The sequence below is a fragment of the Acinetobacter sp. BIGb0102 genome (assembly GCF_003815055.1).
GTDB classification, from domain to species: Bacteria; Pseudomonadota; Gammaproteobacteria; order Pseudomonadales; family Moraxellaceae; genus Acinetobacter; species Acinetobacter vivianii.
Genome location: NZ_RKQE01000016.1, coordinates 174206 through 200490, shown reverse-complemented (window position 1 = coordinate 200490; position 26285 = coordinate 174206). Strand labels below are relative to the sequence as shown.

Here is a 26285-nt window from a genome sequence, read left to right as displayed (position 1 = left end):
TAGGCTGTAATCTCGTTGTGTTCTTTTAACTATTGTTTTCATTACACTCTCCAAATTTAAGTTTAGAAAGTGTCAACCTTATCTAGGACGAGACACAAAATTAAATAAAGCCGCTCTCAACGAAAGCGGCTTTATTATGGGCACTTGATTGATATTTGCTTATTTAAAAGGTTTTGGTCAGCGAAAATGTCACTGTTGAATCAATTGGATTCGAGATTTTGGCGTTTGGATTACCATTGCTATATTGCTGGTAAAAACCGTCTTTATCCCATGCTTTGCTATAGGTCAGGCTGCTGGACAGGTTATAGGGTAATTCTTTGTTGACCGCAAAACTGGCATCCTGAAAGTTGGCCGCAGAAAAGTTTTTGATGCGCTGATTGCCATAGTGCGCATTGACTGACCAGCCTTGTGTGATCGGTTGATACCAGTTCACATCCAGATAACCTGAGCCGCGAGAATGTTTGTTATTTCCCGTGCCTAGCGTATCGGAATTATTGCCAAAATAGTCTTGAGTATAAGTAATGGCATATTTAACGCTTAACGGACCGTAACTGATTTCAGGGATGATTTCCCCATAGTCAAAGCGGGTGTTGCCTGTGTCAGCCGTGGTTTTTGCGCCTGGATAATAGTAATAGGCAACTTTAGTCCCGACTGTAAAATCCCCGATCGTACGGCTATAACCGGTATATACATCCCATTCAACAGAGGCATCACGAATAAAGTGATCGCTTACGGTCGATGCCCATGTCCCTGCATAAAAACCGCTGTCATGATTGTAGTCCAGTCCACCCTGTAAGGCAGGTTTACCCCAAGTTTGCTGGAAACCGCGTGAAACGTATTGGCTGGCTGCAGTGATATTGGCAGAGTAAGGTGAGGTGGGTTCAGTTGCGTGAGTGCTTTGAAAATAAAAAGCGAAAGGTGCAATTACGAATAAGGTTTTTTTCATCATTTCTCCCTGAATGAAGTGAAACCCGAAGCCTAAGCCTCGGGTATCCCCTAAAGGAATTTCATGCTTATTGTATTGGACGTAACGGCGCTTGGCGTGCCGGTGTTGTACCCGCTTTGTAATAACCCGCCTCTGAACGTGGCAATTTTTTACCACGGATCTGATCGGCAATTTTTTCTGCGATCATGATGGTGGTGGCATTCAGGTTACCAGTAATGATCAATGGCATGATTGAGGCATCGACCACACGCAAGCTTTGTACGCCGTGAACACGACCTTGACCATCTACAACTGCCATCTCATCTTCACCCATTTTACAGCTACATGAAGGATGGAATGCTGTTTCCGCATGGGTACGGACGAATTCATCTAGCTCAGCATCAGTCTGGATATGTTTACCTGGGCTGATTTCTTCACCGCGATATGGATCGAGTGCGGGCTGTGCCATGATTTCACGGGTGATACGGATCGCATCACGGAACTCGCGCCAGTCCTGCTCAGTTGACATGTAGTTGAACAGGATACTTGGATGCTCAAACGGATCCTTTGATTTCAACTTGATACGACCGCGTGACGGTGAGCGCATTGAACCGACATGGGCTTGGAAACCGTGTTCTTTCACTGCATTACTACCGTTGTAGTTAATTGCAACCGGCAAGAAGTGGTACTGGATATTCGGCCAGTCAAATTCTTCCGAACTACGGATAAAACCACCTGCTTCGAACTGGTTGCTCGCGCCAACGCCAGTACCGTTGAATAGCCACTCAGCGCCAATCGCAGGCTGGTTATACCATTGCAGGGCAGGGTAAAGTGAAACAGGTTGCTTGCATTGATATTGCAAGTACATTTCTAAATGGTCTTGCAGGTTTTCACCGACACCCGGCAAATCATGAACTACATCAATGTCCATCGATTTCAGGAAGGTACTTTCACCCACGCCTGAACGTTGCAGGATTTGTGGTGACGCAATCGCACCTGCGCAAAGTAAGACTTCACGTTTGGCCTGTGCCTGTTTCATATTGGCTTTGTCTGCACCAATAATATATTCCACGCCCACAGCCTGTTTTTGATTGAACAGGATGCGGTTGGTGGTAGCATGTGTGATGATGGTTAAGTTTGGACGACCTTTGGCCAGATCCAGATAACCACGCGCGGTACTTGAACGACGACCATTTGGTGTTACGGTACGATCCATTGGACCGAAGCCTTCCTGTTGATAGCCATTTAAGTCATCGGTACGTGGATAACCCGCCTGTACGCCTGCTTCAACCATCGCATGGAACAGTACGTTGTTGCCATTTTTAGGCGTTGCCACTGACACAGGACCATCACCACCGTGATAATCATTGGCACCAATGTCGCGAGTTTCAGCTTTTCTGTAATAGGGTAAGCAGTCTGCATAAGTCCAGTCTTCAAGACCTTTCATGGTTGCCCACTGATCCAGATCCATGGCATTACCACGGATGTAGCACATCCCGTTAATGAGAGAAGAACCACCTAAACCTTTACCACGACCACATTCCATACGGCGATTGTTCATGTGTGGTTCAGGATCGGTTTCATAAGCCCAGTTATAGCGACGGCCTTGTAATGGGAACGCCAACGCGGCTGGCATTTGAGTACGGAAATCTAAACGGTAGTCTGGGCCACCAGCTTCCAATAATAAAACAGACACATCTTTATCTTCAGTCAGACGTGTTGCGAGCACATTTCCGGCAGATCCTGCGCCAATGATAATGTAATCGTATGCTTGAGTATTCATCGTTATCCCTTTTGTATTCTGGAGAGTGCCAGCGCAATCAGGTGATGGCGTGGCACATAGGATTAATCTTGAGGGTGAAGGGTGAGCGCATTAGAAAATGCTTTGATACTCACCTAACTCAACTTGAATAGATTTGATACGGGTGTAATGACCCAGTGTGGTTAAGCCATTTTCACGGCCTACGCCTGATTGCTTATAGCCACCTACTGGCATTTCCGCAGGGGACTCACCCCATGTATTGATCCAGCAAATACCTGCTTCAAGCTGGTGAATAATGCGATGTGCTTTGGTAATGTCTTGAGTTACCACACCTGCTGCCAGACCGAAATCTGTGGCATTGGCACGGCGAATCACTTCTTCCTCGGTTTCATAGCTCAGAATGCTCATGACTGGGCCAAAGATTTCTTCCTGCACAATCGCCATGTCATCTTGGCAATCACTGAAAACGGTTGGTAATACATACGCGCCTTTGGCTAGATCACCTTCAGTGGCACGGCCACCACCGATCAGCACTTTCGCACCTTGCTGTTTGCCAGACTCGATGAATGACAACACTTTTTCCATATGCGGGAAGCTGGTGAGTGGACCAAAATTGGTTTGCTCAGCCATTGGATCACCGATACGAATACGTTTTACACGTTCCACAACGGCTGCTTCAAAATCAGCAAGCATGGCTTTAGGCACAAATACACGCGTACCGTTGGTACATACCTGACCAGAACTAAAGAAGTTCGCCATCACTGCAATATCAGCAGCACGGTCAAGATTGGCATCATCACAAATAACCAGTGGAGATTTACCACCAAGTTCCATCGTCACTTCTTTCAACGTTGAACCCGCAGCACTTGCCATCACTTTCTTGCCGGTTTCGACACCACCAGTGAACGAGATTTTTTCAATCACTGGGTGTTCAGTCAGCCATTGACCAATATCACGACCAGCGCCTTGTACTACGTTAAATACGCCGTCTGGTAAGCCTGCTTCGGTATAGATTTCAGCAAGTTTGAATGCAGTCAGTGGCGTAGTTTCGCTTGGTTTGAAAATCATGGCATTGCCCGCAGCTAGGGCAGGGGCAGATTTCCACATTGCGATTTGAATTGGATAGTTCCATGCACCGATACCAGCCACTACACCGAGGGGTTCGCGACGGGTATAGAAGAAGCTTGATTCACGAAGTGGAACTTGTTCACCTTGAATGGCAGTCGCAAGGCCTGCGTAGTATTCAAGTACATCGGCACCCGTTACGATATCGACAGTCGATGTTTCGCTGTAGGCTTTACCTGTATCGAGGGTTTCTAACTGAGCCAGTTCATCATTACGTTCACGTAAGATATCAACTGCACGACGCAGGATACGAGAACGCTCCATTGCGGTCATGGCAGCCCAGATTTTCTGGCCTTGTTGTGCGCTTTGAACAGCCGCTTCAATGTCTTGTTGTGACGCTTGTTGAAGTGTTGCGATCACTTCACCGTTGGCAGGGTTAATACTGGTAAATGTTTTACCACTGGTCGCTGCGACATAACGTCCGTGGATATACAATTGATGAACTTGTGCATCACTCATTCTGTTTCTCCTGCAAGGGCTTGTTCGCAAATTGCAATTGCGTTTTTACATAATCGTAAGCAATGGAACGTGCCAGCTGGCTGTCAAACTCATCATGACTGCTTAAACTGCCACGTAACCATAATCCGTCAATCAAAGCCGCCAATCCGCGGGCGGCAATGCTTGCCTGTTGTTTATCATCGACCAACATGAGGAAATAATGTTTCAGGTTGGAATACAGGCGTTGATCATTAATTCGTTGTAAACGTCCAAGTTCGGGAAGGTGCATACTTGCAGACCAAAAGTCTAACCAGACCCGCATGGCTTGTTTGTTGACCTGACTAATATCAAAGTTGGAATCAATAATCGCCTTGATCTGGCTTTCTGGATGTGGATCTGCTTCCGTTTTATATTGGTCAGTTTTCTGACGCAAAACGTTGAGCATCTCCTGCATACAGGTATTGATTAAACCCTGCTTGTCACCAAAATAGTGACTCACAATACCGGTTGATAGTTCGGCCTTTTTTGCAATCTGTGCAATGGTGGTATTGGATAACCCCACTTCAGAAATCACATAAAATGCGGCGTTAATAATTTCTTCACGTCGCACATGTTCCGGTTTTACTCTACGCTTTGTCATGCTTATCCATTTAAAGCCCTGCCAAGGTGCTTTTTATTCAACATTTCTCAATGTAGAGCATCATAACATTTTTTTATCATACTTTTTATTGATTGAACGTTCAATCAATAAAAAGTATAATCTGTAAAAATCAATTAATTTTTGCTTGGCAAGAATAGATGTAAAGTAAGAAATCAAGGCTTCTTATGGATAAGAAGGTAAGTACTCACTAGGACTTATCACATTATTTTTTAAGAAAAATACACCAATTGCAAGGAGCAAGAACATGGTGTCAAAAAGTAATGAAGGATCCCCATCCGAACCCATACGTTTAAATTTGTTTGTTTTTTGGAGCTCTGCAATCAGTATAGGCATTTTTGGCCTATTGTTTGTACTGTTTCCAGCCCAAAGCCAGTACTGGCTGACCTATGTACAAGGGCAGGCAAACAAATTATTTGGTTGGTATTACATGCTGGTCATTATTCTGTGTTTAGGTTTTGTTGCCTGGCTGGCATTTTCGCGCGTCGGACAAATTCCCTTAGGGCGAGATGACGATAAACCTGAGTTCGGTTATCTAGCGTGGGTCTCTATGCTCTTTTCGGCAGGGATTGGTATCGCTTTGCTCTATTATGGCGTGGCTGAACCTGTTGATCACTTCTTGCGACCACCCGAAGGTACAGGCGGAACGATTCAGGCGGCACGGGATGCCATGATGTATAGCTTCCTGCATTGGGGGATTCATGGCTGGGTGCTGTATGCCTTATTAGGTGTAACGCTGGGTTATTTTGCCTTCCGTTTAGATTTGCCGCTGGCACTGCGTTCTGCGTTATATCCGATTTTTGGTGAGCGTATTTATGGTCTAGTAGGTGATTTTGTTGATGGTTTCGGGATTCTAGCGACGGTTATTTCCCTTGTGACCAATCTGGGCATTGGCGCGTTGGTGCTGGTGTCGGGCCTCCATTATTTAGTACCAGATATTCCCAATAATCATACAACGCTGATTGCTGTGGTGTTATTGATGATGTTTGTGGCGACCATTACAACAGTCATTGGTATTGAAAAAGGTCTGGCGTGGCTATCTCGTATCAATCTGCGTCTGTTGTATGCCTTATTGTTATTTGTATTCCTAACTGGCCCAACTAATCATTTACTCAATGGTTTGGTGCAGAACACGGGTGATTACCTCGATCATTTCATTAGTAAAAGTTTTGACATGTATCTTTTCAATGCCAAAGCGGGTGAATGGCAGGGTGCATGGACGGTATTTTACTGGGCATGGTGGATTGCGTGGGCGCCATTTGTCGGCATGTTTATCGCACGTATTTCTAAAGGCCGTACCATTCGTGAAGTTGTGCTGGGCGTTTGTCTGGTGCCATTGGGCTTTACCTTGGCCTGGATTTCGATTTTTGGAAATACAGCGATTGACCTGATTTTGAATCAAAAGCAGCAAGCACTCGGTGATATGGTGTTGACCGATGCAGCTTTATCTCTATTCAAGCTTCTCGAATATTTACCATTCAACCCCTATATTGCTGGCATTGTTGTTGTGATTTGTTTCGTATTGTTTTTGACCCCTGTGGGTTCTGGTACACTCATGATCGCAAATCTGTCCTCGAAAGGGGGTAGCAATGAAAGTGATTCGCCAATTTGGTTAAGAGTTTTCTGGTCTGTGGTTATTGCCATTGTTAGTATTGGCTTGCTTTTGGCAGGGAGTTTTCACTCCATGCAAAGCGCGGTGGTACTCTGTGGTTTGCCATTTTCCGTTATTATTTTGCTGTATATGTTTGGGTTAGCCAAAGCCCTGAAGCAGGATGCTTTACGACCTCAACCGCCGCAAGTAATAGCGCCAGTAACGCCACCATCACATTTTGCAACTGAAAAATCAGAAACATTGTAATTTGGGTAATGACTTTTATTTTTCATTTTTTATTCAGAAATGTCTTTTCATTGAAGATGCAGTGGAAAGACGTGGATGAATATTTTCTTTTTGTTCTCTAACTCCCTGAGGATTGTATGGCAACAGATAATCCAAGAGCGGTTGATGATTCTACATTAGCGAATAAAGATCATTTGAATCGTGTGGTCTTTTATGTTTCAGCTCTACTTATTTTAACATTTGCACTTGTTACGATTTTTTTCAACGATTTTGCCAACCACTTATTGAATGTGGTGCTGGCATGGGTCAGTGATAAATTTAGCTGGTACTACTTGTTAGCAGCGACACTTTATCTGGTCTTTGTGGTCTTTATCGCCTGTTCCCGTTATGGCGATATCAAACTCGGCCCAAAACATTCGAAGCCTGAGTTTAGTCTATTGAGCTGGTCAGCCATGCTATTTGCGGCAGGGATCGGGACAGACTTGATGTTCTTCTCGGTTGCAGAGCCGCTCTCCCACTATATGAATCCTCCTGTTGGCGAAGGTCAGACCTTTGAGGCGGCTCGTCAGGGGATGGTGTGGACGCTATTTCACTATGGTTTAACCGGTTGGGGCATGTATGCACTGGTCGGGATGGCGTTAGGTTACTTTAGTTACCGCTATAATCTGCCACTGACCATCCGTTCTGCGTTATACCCGATTTTTGGTAATAAAATTGATGGCCCGATTGGCCATACCGTCGATACTGCCGCCGTCATTGGTACCATTTTTGGTATCGCGACCACCTGTGGTATTGCGGTGGTACAGATCAATTATGGTCTGCATGTACTGTTTGGCTTACCAGAGAACCTGTGGATTCAGATTGCCCTGATTGGCCTTGCGGTAATCGTCACCATTATTTCAGTGACAGCAGGGGTCAATAAAGGCATTAAGATTTTATCTGAAATCAATATCTATGCTGCAATTGGCTTGATGCTGTTTGTATTGTTCCTCGGCAATACCGAATTCCTGCTTAATGCACTGGTACAAAACTTTGGCGATTATATTAGTCGTTTCCCGAGTCTGGCGCTGGAAAGCTTTGCTTTTGACCGTCCAAAAGACTGGATGAATAGCTGGACCTTGTTCTTCTGGGCATGGTGGGTGGCTTGGTCTCCATTTGTTGGTCTATTCCTAGCGCGTATTTCCCGTGGTCGTACCATCCGTGAATTTGTCTGTGGTACCTTGATCATTCCATTATTGTTCACCATTACTTGGTTATCTATTTTTGGTAATAGTGCCTTACATAGCGTGATCTTTGATGGAAATACGGCACTGGCACAAACGGTATTGACCGATCCTGCACATGGTTTCTATGACTTGCTGGCTCAATATCCGGGCTTTGCCTTTATTGCGGGTATTGCCACCATTACGGGTTTATTATTCTATGTGACTTCAGCGGATTCTGGTGCGTTGGTACTGGGTAACTTCACCACTAAATTCTCCAATGTCGATAATGATGCGCCGCGTTGGTTACGTATCTTCTGGGCCACTGCAATTGGCTTATTGACGGTTGCCATGCTGATGGCAAACGGGATTACCGCCTTGCAAAGTGCCACGGTCATCATGGGATTGCCGTTTAGTTTTGTTATGTTGCTGGTAATGGCAGGTCTGTATAAGTCCTTGCGCTTAGAAGATTATCGTAAAGCCAGTCGCAGTCTGAATGCAGCGCCTGTGGTGGGTAATGTTGATATTCTAAACTGGAAACAGCGTTTGTCTCGCGTTATGCATCATCCAGGCAGCAGCGAAACCCAACGTATGCTTGACAGTGTATGTAAACCTGCCGTTCAGACCGTTGCGGATGAGCTGGTCAAGCGTGGCATGAGTGTCGAAGTTACGCAAGGTGAAGTGGAAGAGAGTGATACGCTGTATCATCTTGATCTCACTATTTACATCGAAGAAGAGCATAACTTCGTTTACCAGATCTGGCCTGTGCGTTATATCGCGCCGACCTTTAGTGAGCGTGGCAAACGTGGTAAGCAACATTACTATCGTTTAGAAACGTTCTTGTATGAAGGTTCGCAGGACAATGACTTGGTGGGATACACCAAAGAACAGGTGATTAATGACATTCTCGATAAGTATGAACGTCACATGACTTTCTTGCATATCAACCGCATTAGTCCCGGAAACCGTCCTTTGTATCCTGATTCGCAAGATTAGTATTCGCTATAAAAAAACCTCACGTCATGTGAGGTTTTTTTATTGGATAGTTTTATAAAGCGCCGTGTTGTTGCCAAGTTTCACCAGTTTCATAAGGCGCATATTTTTGTTTTAGTTCATGTAGGGACTGGCTTTGATAGAGTGCAAAAATAATCATGATCAGGAATAAACCCACCAGTTTAATCAGACGTTTATTCTTGTACTCATCGGAATATAAATGGAAAATACAATAGAAGGCGACAATCAGATAGGTGCAAAACAGTGAGTTAAGCACTAGATAAACCAATAAGGCTGCCGTCACAACGGTGGCAATTCGGTTTTTTAAGACGGTTGGACGAAGGCTGAGTACATTTAAGATCAGTAAGCCAAAAGAGGTCCAGAAAAGATAAGCGCTGCCGCCAATAATCACGATATAGATGGATTGCAGGCACAAAAGTACCAGCCATACAAAAATGGAAACAATAATGAACCTAGATGCACCAGAGGATGCGGGCAAAGTGTGTTTCATATGACTTACATTGATTTTTCTAAACAGCGATATAAAAGAATTTAAAAACGAAATTTAAATAACGCTTTGCTTCTGACGCTGGTTAAAGCCACGCAGAGCAAAGAAAGTGTGCCGCCGATCAACATTGCTGGAACCACGCTGAAAAAGCGTGTCATCACACTGGACTGCAATGCGCCTAGCTCATTACTAGACGTGACAAAGATGCCATTAATGGCAGCAATACGTCCAAGCATGTCCTTGGGGGGAATAAGTTGCAGTATGGTTTGACGAATGACAATGTTGATACTGTCACAAGCTCCCATAATAATGAGAACTGCGACAGAAAAATAGAGGTGTCTGGTAACAGCAAATAACAATGTGCAACAACCAAATCCTGCAACGGCCATTAGCATGATCTGCCAAGGTCTATGTTTGGGTGGATAACGAACCAGAATCATCATCATGATCAGGCCGCCAAACGCAGGCGCAGCACGCAATAGACCGAAACCGTCGGCACCGATATGCAACACATCCTGTGCAAAAATTGGTAGCAGGGCAATGATGCCACCAAAAAATACCGAGCCAAGATCGAGAAACATGGCCCAGAAAATAATTTTAGTTTTAAAAATAAATTGCAGTGCCTGTTGCAGGCTTTTAGCAATCGATTCGGTTTGAAGTTGTGGAAATTGTCTTTTTTGTAAGCGCCAGAGTGCCACGCTGCCTGTCATAAATAATCCGACGATAACAGCAAAGGTAATATCCAGATCTAGATGCGCCAGCAAAAAACCACCGATCACGGGAGCAAGGATACCGCAGGCCTGCCAGCACATGCTGGTCCATGTTGCGGCATTGGTATAAAGATGTTCGGGCACGACAAAAGGTCGTAACGAGTTAAAGCACGGACTATAAATACCGCGAATGCAGCCAAATAAAAATAAAAGACTAAAAGTTGAAATCAGTAAGACGGTGGTTGTGATTTTGTCCGACTGAAACAGATCGAAGCACAGCCATAAAGCGATGGAAAGGGGAATGGCAATACTAAAGCTGATCTGCAAAATACGCTGACGATTAAAACGGTCAGCAATATAACCGCCCCATAAAGAGAGCGCTAAAAAGGGTAAGAAATCCATGATCCCAACCAGACCGAGGATGAGTGGATTCTTGGTAATTTGATAAAGATGAAAGGCAATCAGCACTTCCTGAATCAAAACCGCAAAGGTTAAACAGCATTGATTGATGGTCAATAACTTGAAGTCACGACAGGTAAATGCGGCAAAAGCTGAGGGGCTTACATCGGAAGACATAGATTTAAAAGGCACAGAAAAAATAAAACAAAAAAGGGAAGAGCCGAAACTCCTCCCTTTTGAACTAATTCCTAAGCAGAATTACTGAGCAACAGCTTCAGCTTTTACGACTTTTTTCGCATGAACCAAGTTTGCTGGTGTCGTATAGTTCAAGCCAAGTGTTGAGCTTGAATAATGACGGATTTGATCAAGCAAGGCTGGATCATTGGCAAGATCTTGACCATAAGAACGGACAATCTCATGCAATTTATCATTCCACACACCTTTAGTTTGCTCTGGGAATGCTTTTTCAAGCAAGTTAAGCATGATGTAAGGTGAAGTAGATGCACCCGGAGAAGCACCCAACAACGCCGTTACAGATTTGTCTTTAGAAGCAAAGATTTCTGTACCGAATTGCAATTTAGCTGGTTTGCCCGGTTCTTTCTTGATGATCTGAACACGTTGACCACCTTGTTGTAGATGCCAGTCTTTTGGATCTGCTTCAGGGTAGTATTTTTTCAACTCGTTGAAACGGTCAGCATCCGACATCAATACCTGACTTACAAGGTACTGAACCAGATCCGCATTTTGTAGACCAATTGCCGCCATTGGCAACACATTGTTTTTGTTGGTCGATGTAAGCAAATCAAGTTGTGAACCATTTTTCAGGAACTTGTTTGAATAGGTTGCGAATGGGCCAAACAATACATATTTTTTACCGTCGATATAACGGGTATCAATATGTGGAACAGACATTGGAGGCGCACCAAGATCAGCACGGCCATACACTTTAGCTGTGTGTTTTGCAGTTACCGCTGGATTGTCAGTTACAAGGAACTCACCACCTACAGGGAAGCCAGCGTATTGTTGAGCTTCTGGAAGACCAGTCATTTGCAATAATTTGATTGCAGCACCGCCCGCACCAATAAACACAAAACGCGTTTTCACATGATCAACTTTGCCAGATTTCACATCTTTGAAAGCGACAGACCAAGTATTGTCGTCATTTTTGCTAATACCAGTGACTTCTGTTGAAGTGCTTAGCTTGAAGTTTGGACTCTTTTCGAGGTTGCCAATCAACTGTTTAGTGATTGCACCGTAGTTTACGTCAGAACCTACGTCCATACGCGTTGCAGCAACTTTTTGTTGAGGATCACGACCGTCCATCACCAATGGAGCCCATTGTTGAATTTCAGCTTTGTCTTCACTCAATTTCATGCCAGCGAATAATGGATGTTGAACCATGGCAGCATAACGCTTTTCCATAAAGTTCACATTGTCGCCCCAGACAAACGCAATATGCGGTACTGGGTTGATGAATGTATTTGGAGTTTCAAGCACACCTTGTTTGACTTGGTAAGCCCAGAACTGTTTTGCAATTTCGAACTGGCTTGCCACGTTGATGGCTTTAGAAATGTCCATTTTACCGTCTTTTTCTTCGGTATAGTTCATTTCCATAAAGCCAGAGTGACCTGTACCCGCATTGTTAAAACCGTTTGAACTTTCTTGTGCAACAGCATCAAGACGTTCATACATGCGGATGTTCCAGTCTGGTTGTAATTCGTTGAGGTAAGTACCTAAAGTGGCACTCATGATCCCGCCGCCGATGAGTACAACATCGACAGTCGGCTCGTCATTTGCAGTTTTAATTGCCTTAGACGCAACTGGTCTAAAAAGAAAGGCAATTGCAATAATAATTAGTACTACGAGCAGTACTAATAAATATTTCCAAAATTTTTTCATTCAATTTACCTTAAAAATTAAATGACGCTCTATATGACAAACGATATAGAGAGAAAGAATTTAAATGATGATACAGACGCAATAAAGGCACATCAGTCAAGGGATGGCCTTGAAACAGACGTTGGAGGAGTTAGTTCATGAATTTTACTTTAAATTAGACAGTGTTTTGGTTAGCGAATGTTTCAAAATGTACTAATCAAGTCGCTTTTAATTATTTTATGTATTTGTATTGTATAAAGTGGTGGAAAATCTCTCGTTTATGGTTTAGAGAAGTGTGTCACATTTTAACCAAATATACGTTTATAAATTGGTTCTGGTGAAAAAAGCCGATTGGCACTGCCTCTTATTCAGGGCTGGCTTATGCTTTTGAAAGTTAAAATAACTTTTAATCTGATTTTTATAAAAGTGATAAATAATATGTCCTATCAGGTAATTTTTGCTAGAGCTTATTCTTTTTTAATGTATTGAAAAATAATAATAAATATTGTTTTTATGCAAAATCTTACATTGACACCTTGATATAGCTCCGCTTATTCTCTGGATGCTGGCCTACATTGCCAGCCGGTTTTGACAGACCGTTTCCTAAGTGCATTGAAAAAACTTGTTTTTTTTGATGTAGACTCGTTCGTCCCCCTTTTTGTAGCGGTAGGACGGGAGGGGGACACCTTCGGGTGTGCTGATTCTTAGGTTCAGTCTGTCAACCCTCTTTCGTTCTGCCACCATAATTCATCATGTCTTGGCAGCGTTCCGAATCATTCAGGAGTTGGCCATGCATCGTATTTTTATCCTTCTTCATTAGTCCTTCGTCATGTTTGAAAACCTTTAAGTTTTCAGGCTATAGCGCATCGCGACTAAAAAAACAGAGCAACAATAAAACTTGAGATGCATTAACGCCATCTTTAGGGGATTTTGCATGCCTTTTTTGCCTATCACTATTGAGGGCAAGGGCGCAGCAAACATACTTTGTCATGGTAAATATATGCCACATTTACATCTTTCATCTCGCGCCTTAAAAGTATTAGATACCTCGCGACAGCTTTTTAACCAAGATGGTTTTCACAATGTTGGGGTAGATCGCATTATTGAATCTTCCAATATTGCCAAAGGTACTTTTTATAAATATTTTCAGTCGAAAGAGCAGTTGGTTGAAATCTGTCTGGCTTTTCAGCGCAATCTATTGAAAGAGGAGGTACGTTCCCTGATTCATACACACAAGCGTCTTTCGGTTGATGAAAAGCTGGAGCGTATTTTCTTTCTGCATGCGGATTTGGATGGGCTTTATCATTTACTGTTTAAAGCAATTTTTGAAATTAAAATCCGTTATCCCGATGCGTATGCAATCGTGCTTGAGTATCGGAGCTGGCTGGTTGAAGAGGTTTATCAATTGCTTTTAGTTGCTCATGCGAATGCCTCTAAGGTGGATGCAGAAATGTTCCTGTTTGTGGTGGATGGGGCGGTAGTGCAGTTGTTAGGAGGGTGTGGTGTGGATAAAGGGGAGTGGTTGAAAGGATGGTTGGTGAGGGTGTGGAGGTAAATTGGGTAGATAAGAGGTATGAGAAAACTATTATAATTAATTAAATTATATTGCAATGTTAATTTTAAAAGTGTATAAAAATTATATAGATAATTTTAATTTGTATTTTGGCTAATAAGCTTTTTGTGAAGTATTTGAGGAGGCTGATATGTTTGGATTCAATTTTTATAGTATTTTTTTCTCATCTTTTGTTTCTTCGCTGAATTGGTTTTTTTTCTATTTAATAGAAGAGTTTTTTGCCGAGATTTTAAATGTGTTTCAGTTTGAGAATGTGTATCTTGTAGCTTTTATAATTGTATCGAGTATTTTTTTAACAAACTCAATTTTTAAGCAGTTATTTAAGAAAAGAATTCGGGAAGTTTGTTTAATAAATTTTATGACATATCGATTAAATTTTGAGATTTCTAGATTTAAATAGTGCTTCTATATTAGATTCTTATAAAAAAACCGCCACTTAGGCGGTTTTTTATTAGCTGTTCGCTGAACGACACATCAGTTGTCATTTTCCAATACAACTAATCAATACTTTAGTATGTTTAACGACATTGGATGACATCTCTCAGCGACACAACAGCTGTCATTTTCCACTTAAAACGACATAACAACTGTCATTTTAAGGATAAATGCCAAAATCACTCATCTAATGACTGTTTATTGAACTCAGTGAGAATCTCAAGAATCTCTTCATGTGAAACGATATTTGCATTATAGAACGCATATGTATTATCGCCAGGTGCACCACCTGCTGAAGTACCAATAGTTCGTAGTTCTATACTATTGATTTTTTGTGGGTAATAAAATTCAAAGAGCTTTTTGAAATCTTCATTTGAAGCGGCATTGTATGTGGGTCGCAGAAAGCTTAATTCAGTTTCAAGCATATATCCTTTAGATGATAGCTCCTCAACTAGTTCTTCAAAATTTAATGATCCATTTCTAGAATGGTAAATAAGCGTGTATTTAGGAAATGAATAACTCATCTTATTAGCCTCAAAATTTTTTCAGTGATTGGATGATTGGAAAGTATCTTGTTTTTTAAAGCATAAATTTTTCATATAGAATATGATTCGTTCAAAACAGGGTAAACATCAAAAGAATATTGAACGACTAATTGTGTCGTCTATTTTTAGAAATAGTATTTTAATAAGTTAAAGGTTAGATACTAATGAACTCTCTCTTCTATATCCAATATCAAAAGCAACTTAGATTACAGGAAGCAAGCTAGTTTTAATTCTCTGGTGAACATCCTGCATCAGTTGTAGCCTTTGTCGTAGGTTATGAAAGTGCATCACAATTTAACCGAGATTATCGATGAGAATTTGGTGCGACGCCTGTGTGTGATGTGCGCGAGATACAGCCAGATAATCGCCAATTCTTAAATACATCATACAGTTTAAAAAGCCTAGTTAAGATAGGCCAATAAAAGAGCCACTCTGGTAGAGTGACTCTTTTAAAACTATTAGAATTCAGAATACCTTTCAATAGAATTAGTATAATCATAGAAGCTCATGAAAGGTTGTAATGCTGAATAGATTTCTTCTTTCTGTTGATGAGTCAACCAATCATCTGTATCACAGATTGCTTCAAGCATAGCTCGAAATATTAGTTCAATTTCACTGTTATTCATTAGAAAACTCTCTAATTCTATTTTTTTATTAAGATAATCAATTAATTCATTGATGTCGTTGAAATCCCTGCTCCCGAAACTCAATTTGGAATTGAGGTAAGGGAAATATCCTCGGCCATGTTGAATTAAAGAAATTAGTGCACGATATAATTGCGATATTTCTTTTTTATCAAAATATGCACGATTACTTTCTGAACTGGTATAAAAATACTGTAATCTAGAAATGACGTCGATTAATTCCAATTCTCTAAAATGATTAAAGTCAAGAAGAGCTTTTTTTCTGATATCTCTAAAAGGTTTATATCTGTCCCAATATGATTTTGTTTTATTTGCAACGGATTTATTTCTAATAATTTTTACCAAAGGACCTGTTAGTTGCTTCTCAATTTGCCAGTCAATGACTTTTGGGATCAGTTTTTCTGTGATCCAAGTATATGCCTTCTCACATGACCACCAATCCTTATCAGAGATAGTGTCATTATGGTTGTAGGGTTTTTGCCAAACTAGAGTTATTTCATTTGAAAAGTTGATACCATCTATATGGTGAGCAAAAAAAGTTCCATGAAATCCAGTGTTTAATTCTTTTGTGTTTCTAGGGCTATGTACCTGTAAATAAGCGTGATGGGCATAAAAAATATGCCAGTCCGAATCACCTTTATCAATATCATGTGCATGTATAAATTCTTGGATTTGTTCCCACATCTCTGTATCAATAGCACAGAGACCTATCTGTATTTCACTCTTATATTTAGATATAAATGGAAAATATTTGGCACTCCATAGTTTTTCAATATTTTCAAAAGCAGTTATATAGTAATGGGTCAATATATCAGCTGCTTTTGAAATTTCCTCTACAGCTTCTAATGGTAAATGAAATCTACAATTTTTAAAGTCAATAATATGTTGATCCTCTTTTTGATAAACTCCACCTTGATAAAAAGGGCGGTACTTGGAATTGATGGGGTGACCATCGTTACCTAAGAAGTTCTTAAGAAGCCATTTATTATCCAGTGTTATTATAGTTCCATGAGTATCATGCGCAGTGATTGTAATTGCTGCTGACCCAAAGTAATTTGTAGTAGGTAAAATTGCAGAAATTTCTACCCATTTATTCTTATATGTAAAATGATTTCCATGAATATATTTGCTTTCCAAACTTTCTGGATTAATAAATGAATGATCTAATAAACTTTTTCCAAGATCTCTAATCTTAGGGTCTTGATTTAACAAGGCTTTATGTAGATTTTCTATAAAGTTTACTTTAGCCATCCATTTACATTCGAACATGTCAGAAATAGCGGTAGGAAAGTACTTTTTTATAAGATCTGGATGCGATTGGCATTTACGAGTAAGATCTATTCCTGTCCATGTTTCTAATTCAATATCATAATTTTTTTTAAATATATCTTGGTAATCTCGAATTTTTTTCTCAATATTCATAGGTATTGAATCTTGAGAAAATATCAATAGATAAGTTTTTATATTCCTTTTAATTTTATTTTCTTTTATGAATTTGTTAAGAGTTTCTTTCAATTCTGTAGAGTTGTAGTTTTTCCAGCATTTACACTCTATTGCAATAAGTCCAAAAGATTCATCGCTATACTTTGCACAAATATCAATTCCTTCTTGTTGCCTTCCTTTCCCTAAAATATGATGGACATCTATGAAAGTTGGATCTCTCTTTAGTATTTCGGTACATAATATCTCGAATTTTTGTGATTCAAGTTCCGAGAATGGCAGTGTTGGTGTTCCAATAGGTAAAATGTCTTTCATGAGTGATTACAGTAGTGTCAGTTGATGGCTAAGGAGGGTTAAGATTAAAAAAAGACTATTCGCAATGAAATAGAAAAATGCTGTTTCACGACAAAACATGTCGTTTAGTTAATTTAGTTGATTAGATTTGTAGAATTAACATTTAACTGGAGAGCTCTAAGGTTCCAACAGAAATATATTTTTTGCTAAATTCTTCTATGATTTTTGGTCGTGCTACATTTTTTATATATCCATTCAATTTCTTTATTTTATGCCTTAATTTTATTAAAAAAAGTAATTTTCGGTAGTATTTATCTGTTTTGGTACTAAATAGTCTAAGTTTTAAAACTGGATTTTTAATAAATTAAAATCACTTTTAGTGATCTTAGTCACAGCAAAGCCTTGTTAATACAAACACTTCCTCCTTGTATTGTGTATTGATCCTTTAGCTAATTTAGGCTCACTATGACCTAAAAATTTATGAGATAGATGGGGGAACTTCATCAAATATTTTTAGGCATTAAAGAGGACTCTGTGCAGATAAGACTAAGTCTTGGGTTCTTTCTTTACAGTTACTTGTTGTTGGGAGTGCTTTTTCATGAGGTTAATAGTATGTATTTTATAGTGTTTTTTGCATAAAAATAAAGTTGGGAATAGAAATATGTTTTTCTATGGTCTATGGATAGATATCATTCAGAGTTATGTTGTCATTTTTAGTATATCGGTTAAGGCTTCTATAATTAAGAATTTTTATTATTGTTTAGAAATATTAAAAAATATACTTGAATTATTTTCAATAAAAGTAGATGAAATTCATTAAATTAGGTGGTAAATATATTTTTTATAATTTTTTTGTTGACTAATAAATGTAATTTATGTATTTTTGCACCGTTACATCAATACAGTGCAAATAAGAATGTTTACTTTTAGGTTTGTGGCTTGCCGAGATTCATATTGGCGAATTTGCTCAAAAATAATTTTTTAATTTTCAAAGTTTTTAACCTATAAAGGGATGGATTATGGATCGTTTATTGTGTAATAAATCGAAATTAAAGGGAAAAGAGTTTTTTAATAAAACAGATGCTTTTAATCTGTATAATTTTATATGTGGGGATTTAAGCTTTGATAAGGAAGAGGTTTTTTTGCTTGAATCTATGGGTGTGAATAGTGTTGACTCAAAAGAATCTATTATTGGTGTAAATAAGTTGCTTAATATTCAGGTCGTAAATGAAAAATTGTTTGTGATTGGAGAGAGCTGTTTGAGAGAATTAATTTATAAGGAAATAATGAAAAAATATGAATTTATTAATTCAAGTAATAGTTTGGATATTTTTTTAAAAGAGAAAAATGATGTCTGGGATCTACTTAGACATATAGAAAATGCTTTAAAAATAGAAAATTCAAATGAAGAAAGAGGTGCAATTTTTTTTGGTTATTTTGGTTATGAAACCATACATTATGTGGAAAATATGAGTCACTATAAAGAGGATACTACTGATCTTCCTGTAATATCTCTTTCATTGTATGAACATATTATAACTTTGGCGGATGCAGATGCTAGTCTTACAACCTATTACTTTAATAAAGAAAATTCACATAATATTTTTTTAAAATTACTTAGTAAGTTTATTAAAAAAGAATATTTAGAGTTTCCAGTATTTAAGGATGATCTTAAATTTAAATTGTTTTTTGAAACAACTAAGAGTTCATATCTTGAAAAAAGCTGTAAGGCATTAACTCATATTGAAATAGGAGATATTTATCAAGTCCAAATTGGACAGAAACTAAATATAGAAAGTGAGATTGATGCTTTATCTGTTTATAAAAATCTGAGACAACAAAATCCATCTCCTTATATGTATTTATTCCATGTAAATAACTATACCGTAGTAGGAGCTAGCCCAGAACTTTTTATTAAAGTTAATGAGAAAGAAATCTTAATGAGACCTATTGCTGGCACGATTGGAAAAACAAATATATCTAATAAACAGGAAGCCTTAGATCATCTACATGCAGATGAGAAAGAAGTGGCTGAGCATCTTATGTTAGTAGATTTGTGTAGAAATGATTTACATAGGGTTTGTGATTCAGAAAGTGTTGCTGTTGCAGATTTAATGGCAATAGAAGAATATTCCCATGTATATCATATGGTTTCTAGCACTTCAGGAGAGCTTTCAAATCAATATGATAAGTTCGATGCGATTCAAGCAACCTTCCCTGCTGGAACTATGACTGGTACTCCAAAAATTCGTGCAATGGAACTTATTGATGAAATTGAAGATAGTCGACGTGGTTTATATGCTGGAGCAATAGGTTTAATTGGTTTTGGAGCCAATTATATGAATACAGCCTTATGTATTCGAACTGCTATAAAGAAAGAAAATATCTATACCTTAAGAGCTTCAGCAGGGATGGTTTCTGATTCACTCCCAGAAAGTGAATATAACGAAACTCTCTATAAGTTAGGAGCTATGTTCAAGGCTGTAACTGGGGAGGAAATCTCATGTCACTTAAAGTAACGATAATTGATGCTTATGATAGTTTTGTACATATTATTGTTGGCTATATAAATAAATTAGGTTGTGAAACTAGAGTATTTAGAAAGGATTATTCTGGTTTACTTGATGAGTTAACGCCTGATAAGTGTGATCTAATTATATTAGGCCCTGGCCCAGGGCATCCTTCTGAATCAGGTTATTTTTCTATATTAAATAATGTTGGAGATAAAATTCCTGTACTAGGTATCTGTTTAGGACACCAAGCTATAGGTATGTATTTTGGGGCTAAAATTGAATATGCACAAAGATTAATGCACGGAAAAATTAGTTCAATTCATCATGATGGAAAAGGTTGTTTTTCTTCTTTTAAGAATAGTTTCAAAGCTATGAGATATCATTCAATTGTTATTGAGAGAGAGAATTTACCTGAAGATTTAGTTATCACGGCAACTTCAGATGTTGATAACTATATTATGGGGATTAGACATACTTTTTTACCGATTGAAGGTGTTCAATTCCATCCTGAAAGTATAGGAACAGAAAGCGGATTAAATATAATTCAAAATTTTATTAAACAATATTGCTTATCAGAGGAGTATAAAAGTGAGTTTATCTAAGTTAGATTTACAGTTGTTTAAAGATGATTATCATGGAATTGTCGATAAATATAGAGCATCAACATTAAGTTTTGATGAACTTAATACTTGGAAGAAAAATAAATTACAGAATGTATTAAAGCATGTTAAAAAAGGTTCTCCTTTTTATGCTGAAAAATTGAAGCATATTAACCCAGATGAAATTAATCAAAATAATTTATCAAAATTACCTTTTACAACAAAAGATGATTTACGTGATGAGATGTTTGCTATTTTATCTGCTCCATTAGATCAAGCAGCTTTTTATTATGAAACTACTGGAACTACAGGAGCAGCTACACCTTGTCCAAGGGATAAGAAAGAAAGTTATGCGAGTAATTTACAGTTGCAATTTGCTTACGAAGATATAATTAAAAATTATTTTTCAGAAAGTAAAAAGCCAATTCTTGGAATTATGGGACCGACAGAGGTACATTCTTTTAGTGATACTCTCGAATCTATTGCTTTTGAGTTAGATATTTGTTCAGCTAAGATCTGGCCAGGTTCCCCTGTCATAGGTTTCGATAAATGTATTAACTTAATCAAAGATTTAGGAATTGAAATTATAGCTACATCTCCAGGTCAGGTTATGGCATTGGCGAAAGAAATTAAAAAGCGTGGTTTAGATCCCAAAAAAGATTTTGATGTTAAAGCATTTATGTTAAGTGGTGAATTATGTACACCAGCTTTGGCGGAAAATTTGGCAAGTTTATGGGATGCAAAAATTTTCAACAGTTTATATGGTTCTCAAGAAGCCTTTGTTATCGCATCTTCCACACCTAATAATAAATTACGCCCACATTTACCAAATTATATTTTTGAAATAGTTGATCCTGCAACAGGTTTAGGTCTCGGTGATAGTGGGATTGGTGAATTAGTTGTTACCTCCTTAATTGATGGAGTTAAGCCACTGATTCGATATCGCACAGGAGATATTGTTCATTTACATGATAATTCATCATCTAACTTATATGAGAGGTATGAGTTAGAAGTAGTTGGGCGTGTACGTGATGCCGTTAATTTGAATGGAAGCAATTTTACAGCTGCTGAAATTGAACAAGTAATTATGGAATCTGTTCATAACTGTCTTGGTTATCAAATAATTATTACAAATTCTTCAGGTAAAGATACGTTAATAGTTAAGTATGAAATCCACAATTTACCTGCAGAAGAAAGAAAAGCACTCTTAAAAGCAATATCTGAAAGAGTGTATTCGGTATTAGGTTGTGAATGTTCTTTAATGATTATTGATGACTTATCAGAACATGTAAATTTAGGGGGATGGATTAAATGGAAAGCAGCAAGGTTAGTTGATACAAGATCTACGGTTACATCCGATGAAGGTGAAACAACAACCCAGAAGTTACTAGAAAGATTAAATAGTTAATAAAAATCATGAGATTGTTATGTCATTTCGTATCGCATTAATTAAGTTCGGATCCAAAGAGTTTGATCAATTCAGTGAATGGCGTAGATCCTATTTGGGTGATAACCCAGCCAATGAAATAGACTTTAATCTGTGGGATACAATCCGTGATGAATGTTCATACAACTTTGGATTTTTTAAAGATGACAAAATTATAGGGGGAGTCAGAATGACTCCAGTTGGACATGGTTTAACTTTGGGAGAAAGAGTTCTATCGATAAATGATTGGGGAAGTAGCATAAAAATTGGATCTACTTTGGAAGTAAATAGATTAGTCATCGATACTTCTATTAGAGGCAGTGGAATTGTAAAAACTGCTTTATTAGAGTGTTTCCAGTGGATTAGAGATAATACAAACCACCTTAAACTGATTGCTTTCTGTTCTGAAAGACTTGTACCCCTATATGTAAGGGTTGGAGCTGAGCTTGAACGTTCTGAAATCAGCTCACCAATGAACTCAGAAAAGAAGTATTCATTAATGACGTTAAATTTAGGAAAATAAAATGAGTAAATTAATCCAGAAATTAGATGAAGTTGTAAATGCTGAATGGAAAAAAATCAAATCAGGCGAATTTTGGACTTTAGCTATGTCCGAAAAAATTGCTCCAGAATTGTATAAGAATTTGATGGAGGAGATTTATCATTACACAAAACATAATTCAATTAATCAAGCGACAGCAGCCTACAAAACTCTACCTGAGCAAAGAAAACTATTACGTTTTGTTTATAAGCATGCTTTAGAAGAACTAGGTCATGAGAACATGGTTGTAAATGATTTAAAAAGCATTAACTTATATGAAGAGGGGATTGAGAATCGAAAGCCATTACCTGCAACTCAAGCATTAATCTCATTCTTATATTTAACTGCTCTTGAGAAAGGAGCTATTCCAAGACTAGGATATAGCTTCTGGGCTGAGACTTGCTATAGCCATATAGATGAATTATTAAAGAAAATTGCACAAGATCTCAATTTACAAGATAAGCAAATGACTTTCTTTGTAGCTCATTCTGAAATAGATGCAAAACATTCAACAGAGGTTAATGACATGATTATGTCATGTTTAAACTCAGATGCAGAATTTGATGAAGTCATGAATACTGCCCAAGTGACTTTATATTTGACTGGACAAATGTTAGAGCAAGTCGCTACTAAATTTAAGACAGAACAAATATTAAAATCAAAAGATAATAAAGCTGCTTAATTGAAACGCATCTTCCTAAATACAATAGAGGGTGATTAGGAAGATGCATGAATTAAAATAAATAAAAGGATAGCAAAATGCGAATTTGCGTTCTAGTAGGGTCTAGTCGAAAAAATGGTGTTAGCCAACAAGTTTGCGAATTGATTAAACAGTTAGGCGAAAATAGATTTCACTGTGATTTTATTTACCTATCAGACTACAACATCGAAATATGTGATCAAGATAATAAATGTTCCTTTAAACCTTGTCAAATTAAGGATGATACACATTTAATCGTTGATCGAATGTTAGATTCTGATGCAATCATTTATATGCCAGTTATGCATGCATATGGCACTAATAGTAGGTTTCAAAGCTTTTTGGAAAGAGTCGGTTATGGATTTTTAAGACCTTTAAATAGACCGCTAAAAGATAAAGTGGCTGGTGTAATTGTGGTCGGAAGAAGATATGGACATACGAATGTTTATTCGCAGATTGTTCTGAATATTTTATTAAACAAAATGATCTTAGCAGGTTCTGGTTTTCCTACTACCTTTTATGGAATGTTAGGAGGAGCTAGCGAAGATATTGAAGCTATTGATTCATTACAGCAAATGCTCAATAGAATGATAGAAATATCTAATAAAATAAATTATTACTCACTGAGTAGAGAACCCATTCTGGTCTAAAAAATGGCTTATATATATATTGCGTGTTTAGTATTAATTCTAGTATTAATGTATAGAAATATTTTACCTTATTTTTTTTTAAGAATGTTTACGTATAACTTGTTGAAAAAAAATAAAATGAATGTTTTTTCTGTTAATGTTGATGATGTCAAATGGTCTTATATTCGAGGAGGAAAAGGCCAAGCTATGGTTCTGGTCCATGGTTTTGGGAGTCATAAATTTCAATGGGGAAATGACATGTATTCATTTTCAAAAAATTATGACTTAATTTGTGTGGATTTACCAGGGTCAGGTGATTCACAGTTATCAGGTAGCTTTGAAGTTAACCCCAAAAAACAAGCTGAAAGATTAATTAATTTATTAGAATCCCTTGAAGTAAATAATATAATTTTAATTGGAGCCTCAGTGGGTGGGTATATTTCAAGTTATGTGTATCTTTTACGGCCTGATTTAATTAATAAAATTATATTGTTAGATTCAGCTGGATTCCGCGCAGATAAAATACAGCCGGCTATGAGTAATTTTATTGAAACAGGTACTCATCCTTTTTCTTATTCAACTTCTAAAGAAATGGATTATTTATATTCTCTATTATTCTTTAAACCGCCTATGATTCCTTATTTTTTGAAATCATATTTGATTAGAAAAAATAAAAAGGAATTGGTAAGAAGAGATGAAAGTTTGAGGCAGTTACGAGCATTTGGGCTTTTTAATTTAACTGAGCAACTACCTTGTTTTAGAGATAATACCCTTTTAATTTGGGGGAGTGAAGATCAACTATTTGATTTATCTACTTTAAATAAATTTTCTAATCTGAGGGTTACCAAAGTAGTTATAGATGGTTGTGGGCACTTACCTTATTTAGAAAAGCCACAACACACGAATAGTGCTATTGATAATTTCCTTTTATCTAACACTCAAAAAGCTCTTGCAAGTTAAGGGAGTTCGAAATGTTTAGAAAAATAAGCATTTACTTCAGCATTGTGTAAATTTGCTGCACCACGAGTCACTTTAGTTATGCTCACTTGCAGCTTCTTGGAAATATCACGCTGTGAACTCTTGGTATTAGCTAAGGTTGTGTAAATCCTGATCCTGTCTATGACATCTTCAATTTCAGCTTGTGTGAGAAGTTGTTGGAGAAGCCATGACATTTCCTTTTTGTCTTGGATATCGCATAACCTAGCGATTAATTGATCATGTGCGAGAGTTTTATCCATGGCGAGAGCCTAACCTTAAATTAATCTTAAATTCTACTCTGAGAAGATTGTTTTTGTTAAGCATTTTATCGCTTTTATAGAACAAAAATTAGTAGGGAGTTTAAGAGTCGAATAGAAACTAATTGGTACTAAGATTATGTCAACCAAAGATTCAGTTTTATGTATTTTGGTAATGTTTTTGTGGGGCGCCCAAGTTAGCGTTGTGAAAATTGCAGAGACAGAGATTCCGCCTTTCTTCATGCTAGCTCTACGTTTTCTTATTATTGCATTATTCACATTACCATTTGTACTGAAAATCATTAAAAAAGATTTTTTCAAAATAGCTTTAATCACTGTTTTTGTTTCAATACTCCACTTTGGATGCTTATACATCGGAATAAGTTTAGTTAAAGCATCAACATCAGCAATTCTTTATCAATTATCAAGTATTTTTACAATCTTACTGGCAATAGTTTTTTTGAAAGAAAAAATTACTATGGCAAGGGCCATTGGTGTGAGTTTGTCACTTTCAGGTGTACTTATATTATTTGGAGGCTTTGAAGCCCATGAGAATATAATCGGTGGCCTTCTAGTAGTTTTTGCTTCTTTATCCTTTGCGATAGGGACGACTCTGATAAAAAAACTGGGACCAATAAATGCTCTCAGTCTCAATGCATGGTCTGCAGTTATAGCTGCACCAGCTATGTTAGTCATCTCTTTTGTTAGTGAAGATGTTAACTCTACTTTATTGTCCGATGTAAGTGTTAAAGGTTGGCTATGTGTGTTATATACAGCCTTAATAGGCGGTGTGCTAAGTTTCTTTTTATGGTATCAACTTATTGGACGTAATCAAATTTCAAGATTAGCTCCTTTTACATTACTTACGCCAATTTTTGCAGTATTGGTTAGCCAAATAGTTTTAGATGAAACTCTAAGTTTAAAGTTTATTTGTTCTACCTTAATTGTTTTATTAGGGGTGGTTATAGCCCAATTTGGTTGGCCTAAGCTTCAGTCTAAGAAAGTACAAGCTGAAAAAGTTTAGTGAGCAATAGCTATGAGAGCCATCTGTTATGATTTTCTAACAGATGGCAGAATTTTATCACTGTAAAATAGACTTCAAAATTTTAATCATATTTTATTGTTTTTTCTTCTTTTCAAATCAAGCCTGTCCACTTTTAGAAGCTAACCTCCAGATTTTTTCAAAATAATATTAGTGGTCGCAATTTTTTTAGAGCAGTCAGTAATGCGGACTTCTCCCGAGATATTTCAGTAAAGGATATTTTCTTAAAAGCCT

At 37.9% G+C, this 26285-nt stretch carries 22 protein-coding genes; 12 read left to right on the top strand and 10 right to left on the bottom strand.

Features of this window, described 5'->3' with window-relative positions:
- Positions 1-163: 163 nt before the first annotated feature.
- From EC846_RS16560 to betI, 4 genes are all read right to left on the bottom strand, one after another.
- Entirely contained in the window at positions 164-946 is a 783-nt protein-coding gene (locus tag EC846_RS16560; protein WP_123775814.1) for a TorF family putative porin, read from the bottom strand.
- Positions 947-1013: 67 nt separating this feature from the next.
- Positions 1014-2708, bottom strand: a complete 1695-nt coding sequence (gene betA / locus EC846_RS16555; RefSeq protein ID WP_123775813.1) for a choline dehydrogenase — start codon at positions 2706-2708, stop codon at positions 1014-1016.
- 90 nt (positions 2709-2798) lie between these two features.
- Positions 2799-4271, bottom strand: coding sequence for a betaine-aldehyde dehydrogenase (betB, locus tag EC846_RS16550; protein ID WP_123775812.1), 1473 nt, complete (start codon positions 4269-4271; stop codon positions 2799-2801).
- On the bottom strand, positions 4264-4890 hold the full coding sequence (gene betI / locus EC846_RS16545; protein WP_005228886.1) for a transcriptional regulator BetI: 627 nt from the start codon (positions 4888-4890) through the stop codon (positions 4264-4266). The genes betB and betI overlap by 8 nt, the downstream gene beginning before the upstream one ends.
- A 265-nt stretch (positions 4891-5155) precedes the next feature.
- On the opposite strand from betI, the gene EC846_RS16540 reads away from it, so the two are divergent.
- On the top strand, positions 5156-6766 hold the full coding sequence (locus EC846_RS16540; protein ID WP_123775811.1) for a BCCT family transporter: 1611 nt from the start codon (positions 5156-5158) through the stop codon (positions 6764-6766).
- A 116-nt stretch (positions 6767-6882) separates the two neighbouring features.
- A complete protein-coding gene (locus EC846_RS16535; RefSeq protein WP_047430836.1) occupies positions 6883-8943 on the top strand; it encodes a choline transporter in 2061 nt (686 codons plus the stop codon).
- A gap of 52 nt (positions 8944-8995) precedes the next feature.
- Here the strand turns inward: EC846_RS16535 and EC846_RS16530 are convergent, their stop codons facing one another.
- The 3 genes from EC846_RS16530 to mqo form a co-directional block, all read right to left on the bottom strand.
- Positions 8996-9451, bottom strand: a complete 456-nt coding sequence (locus EC846_RS16530) for a hypothetical protein (protein WP_123775810.1) — start codon at positions 9449-9451, stop codon at positions 8996-8998.
- Positions 9452-9492: 41 nt separating this feature from the next.
- Positions 9493-10734 carry an MFS transporter gene (locus tag EC846_RS16525; protein WP_123775809.1) on the bottom strand — a complete coding sequence of 414 codons (1242 nt, stop codon included), beginning with the start codon at positions 10732-10734 and terminating at the stop codon, positions 9493-9495.
- Positions 10735-10815: 81 nt separating this feature from the next.
- Positions 10816-12456 carry a malate dehydrogenase (quinone) gene (mqo, locus tag EC846_RS16520; RefSeq protein WP_123775808.1) on the bottom strand — a complete coding sequence of 547 codons (1641 nt, stop codon included), beginning with the start codon at positions 12454-12456 and terminating at the stop codon, positions 10816-10818.
- Between the two features lie 979 nt (positions 12457-13435).
- On the opposite strand from mqo, the gene EC846_RS16510 reads away from it, so the two are divergent.
- Together EC846_RS16510 and EC846_RS18515 are read left to right on the top strand one after the other, a co-directional pair.
- Positions 13436-13990: a TetR/AcrR family transcriptional regulator gene (locus tag EC846_RS16510; protein ID WP_123775819.1), complete on the top strand. Its 555-nt coding sequence runs from the start codon at positions 13436-13438 to the stop codon at positions 13988-13990.
- Between the two features lie 148 nt (positions 13991-14138).
- On the top strand, positions 14139-14408 hold the full coding sequence (locus EC846_RS18515; protein WP_123775807.1) for a hypothetical protein: 270 nt from the start codon (positions 14139-14141) through the stop codon (positions 14406-14408).
- A gap of 214 nt (positions 14409-14622) precedes the next feature.
- On the opposite strand, the gene EC846_RS16500 is transcribed toward EC846_RS18515, so the two are convergent.
- Positions 14623-14967 (bottom strand): hypothetical protein, encoded by a 345-nt coding sequence (locus tag EC846_RS16500; protein WP_123775806.1) that lies wholly within the window; start codon positions 14965-14967, stop codon positions 14623-14625.
- A gap of 479 nt (positions 14968-15446) precedes the next feature.
- On the bottom strand, positions 15447-17387 hold the full coding sequence (locus tag EC846_RS16490) for a restriction endonuclease (RefSeq protein WP_123775805.1): 1941 nt from the start codon (positions 17385-17387) through the stop codon (positions 15447-15449).
- A 998-nt stretch (positions 17388-18385) separates the two neighbouring features.
- Between EC846_RS16490 and EC846_RS16485 the strand changes: the two genes are divergently transcribed.
- The 7 genes from EC846_RS16485 to EC846_RS16455 all read left to right on the top strand — a co-directional run bounded on the left by EC846_RS16485 (position 18386) and on the right by EC846_RS16455 (position 24734).
- Positions 18386-19885 carry an anthranilate synthase component I family protein gene (locus EC846_RS16485; protein ID WP_213071320.1) on the top strand — a complete coding sequence of 500 codons (1500 nt, stop codon included), beginning with the start codon at positions 18386-18388 and terminating at the stop codon, positions 19883-19885.
- On the top strand, positions 19870-20481 hold the full coding sequence (locus EC846_RS16480) for an anthranilate synthase component II (protein WP_123775804.1): 612 nt from the start codon (positions 19870-19872) through the stop codon (positions 20479-20481). The genes EC846_RS16485 and EC846_RS16480 overlap by 16 nt, the downstream gene beginning before the upstream one ends.
- Positions 20468-21886, top strand: coding sequence for a phenylacetate--CoA ligase family protein (locus tag EC846_RS16475; RefSeq protein WP_228200689.1), 1419 nt, complete (start codon positions 20468-20470; stop codon positions 21884-21886). Before EC846_RS16480 ends, EC846_RS16475 begins: the two co-directional genes overlap by 14 nt.
- Before the next feature lie 19 nt (positions 21887-21905).
- Entirely contained in the window at positions 21906-22427 is a 522-nt protein-coding gene (locus tag EC846_RS16470) for a GNAT family N-acetyltransferase (RefSeq protein ID WP_061516352.1), read from the top strand.
- A 1-nt stretch (position 22428) separates the two neighbouring features.
- Positions 22429-23127 carry an iron-containing redox enzyme family protein gene (locus tag EC846_RS16465; protein WP_061516351.1) on the top strand — a complete coding sequence of 233 codons (699 nt, stop codon included), beginning with the start codon at positions 22429-22431 and terminating at the stop codon, positions 23125-23127.
- 77 nt (positions 23128-23204) lie between these two features.
- Positions 23205-23795 (top strand): flavodoxin family protein, encoded by a 591-nt coding sequence (locus EC846_RS16460; protein ID WP_061516350.1) that lies wholly within the window; start codon positions 23205-23207, stop codon positions 23793-23795.
- A 3-nt stretch (positions 23796-23798) separates the two neighbouring features.
- Positions 23799-24734, top strand: a complete 936-nt coding sequence (locus EC846_RS16455; RefSeq protein WP_123775802.1) for an alpha/beta fold hydrolase — start codon at positions 23799-23801, stop codon at positions 24732-24734.
- Here the strand turns inward: EC846_RS16455 and trpR are convergent.
- Positions 24731-25012, bottom strand: coding sequence for a trp operon repressor (gene trpR, locus EC846_RS16450; RefSeq protein WP_061516348.1), 282 nt, complete (start codon positions 25010-25012; stop codon positions 24731-24733). The two genes, EC846_RS16455 and trpR, sit on opposite strands and share 4 nt — an antisense overlap.
- Positions 25013-25148: 136 nt before the next feature.
- Between trpR and EC846_RS16445 the strand changes: the two genes are divergently transcribed.
- A complete protein-coding gene (locus EC846_RS16445) occupies positions 25149-26033 on the top strand; it encodes a DMT family transporter (RefSeq protein WP_061516347.1) in 885 nt (294 codons plus the stop codon).
- Positions 26034-26285 lie beyond the last annotated feature (252 nt).